The 2,087-nt window shown below is 64.3% G+C and carries 1 protein-coding gene; it reads right to left on the bottom strand.

Annotated elements, in window-relative coordinates; translation table 11 throughout:
* Positions 1–139: 139 nt before the first annotated feature.
* Positions 140–2,087, bottom strand: a 1,948-nt coding sequence (locus ENZ74_RS30220) for an SMP-30/gluconolactonase/LRE family protein (protein WP_127313228.1), incomplete at its 5' end; no start/stop codon positions are given.

Consider the following 2,087-nt stretch of genomic DNA (forward strand, 5'->3'; position numbering starts at 1 on the left):
GTAACCAGCAGATTATCCGGTTCCGTCAGCTCGGCAAAAGCCGGCGCATCATCCAGCCGCGTATTGGGGCGAAAAGCGCCGTCGAGCGGCGGGATGGTCACCGCCTTACCGCGGAACAGGTCGAGCACCGGGTCGAGGATCATGGCTTTGCTCCCCAATAGGAAGCGGGGCTGGTCCAGTTCGGGTCGGCGCCTGCAATCTTGTAGCGGCCGATACGGTTGTTGAGGATGCCGCCGACGAACAGATACCCCTTGTGCTCGCGCATCGAGGTGACCATCGGGTGCGCGCCGCCGGTGAGGTCGCCCATCGCCTCGACGATGCCGCCCTTCTCTGTGAATTTCACCACACCGCCGGTGTTGATGTTGGGGAACAGCCATTCGTCCTGCGGCAGCCGGCGCGTCATGCGCTTGCGCATGTCGGGATGGCGCAGCGACAGGTCGAAGCTCGGCGTGCGCATGCCGAGCCACGCCATCCAGTAATTGCCGTCGGAGGCGCGGTTGATGTTGTCGGGATAGCCCGGCATGTCGCGGATGACGCATTCGGCGGTGCCGGCCTTCGGCCCTTCCAGCCAGTAGCGGTGCACGCGGCAGGCCCAGCTTTCGGCGAAGAACAGCGACTTGCCGTCATGCGCCATGCACACACCGTTGGTGTAGCGATAGCCGTCGAGCAGCGTCTTCGTCGAGCCGTCCTTCGGGTCGTAGACCAGCAGCCGGCCGGTGGCACGGTTCTCGATCGAATCCAGCGCCCAATCGTGGGCGTCATATCGCTTAGTTGAATCTGTGAAATAGATGCGGCCGTCCGGTGCGATATCGCAGTCGTTGGGGTCACGCAGCCGTGCATCGTCGACGATCGAGGTCCACGAGCGCGACGTCTCCGCCGAGAGGCGTTTGACCTCCCGATCCGGCGAGACCGAATAGAGACCCATCGCGCCGACGCAGCTGATCAGATTGCCTGATTTGTCGAAGGCCAGCCCCAGCGGGAAACCGCCGATGTGGGCAAACACCTCCGACCTGACATAGTCCGGCGCGAAGAAGCGGACGATCTCGCCATGACGCGTGCCGCAATAGAGATTGTCGTCGCGGTCGAGGATGACGTCTTCCGGCCCCTCCAGCTCGCCAAGCCCGATATGCTCTGCGGCCGACAGCCTGTTGTCGAGTTCGTATGGCGTGCCCGAGCCGGGTGCGGCCGACTGTGTCTCGCCCATCTTGAGATAGACCGGCGCGACATAGACCTCATTCAGCACCTTGTGCCGGTTCTTCAGCCAGCGGATGTCGATGGTCACCGCCACCGCCAACATGATGCCGAGCACCATCTGGTTGGTGCCGGTGCCGTAGCCCAAGCGGATCAGACCGTTGGTCATGGTCAGCACGATGATTGCGCCCATCAGCCCCTTGATCACCGAGCCGCGCCCGCCGCCGAGGCTGACGCCGCCGACCACCGCCGCCGTCAGCGCCATGATCTCGAGGTTGAGGCCGGTTCCCGGCCCTGCCCCGCTCAGCCGGCAAGCAATGAGGAAGCCGCCGATCGAGGCGCAGAAGCCGGAAAAGACATAGGTCATGAACACGGTGCGGCGCACGCGGATGCCGGCATTGTGCGCCGAGCGCCTGGAGCCGCCGACCGCCAGCACGTGCCAGCCCGGCCGCGAACGCGTCAGCGCGATATGGGTGACGATGGCCAGGATGATCGCCAGCCACACCGAGACGGACAGCCCCCAGAAGGTGCTGTCGCCGATGAAGTCGAGCACATCCGATGTCGCGGTCGAGAGCTGCACATCGGCGGCATAGGTGGTGACCAGGATGTCGAACAGCGCCCGGCCGAAGATGAAGGTCACCAGCGTGGTGAGAAAGGCGCGCAGCCTGAGATAGCCGACAAGGTAGCCGTTGATGGCGCCGAAGATGAGGCCGGTGGCGAGCGATGCGGCCAGCGCCAGCCAGATCGACTGTTCGAGGATGAAGAAGACATAGACGGCGGAAAAGCACGACAGCGCGAAGATCGAGCCGACCGACAGATCGATGCCGCCACCCAGCATCACCACCGTCATGCCGGTGACGACCATCGAGAACTCGCCGAGCTGGCGGGTCGATTCC

This window comes from Mesorhizobium sp. M7A.F.Ca.CA.002.15.2.1, assembly GCF_003998715.1.
Classification (GTDB): domain Bacteria; phylum Pseudomonadota; class Alphaproteobacteria; order Rhizobiales; family Rhizobiaceae; genus Mesorhizobium; species Mesorhizobium ciceri.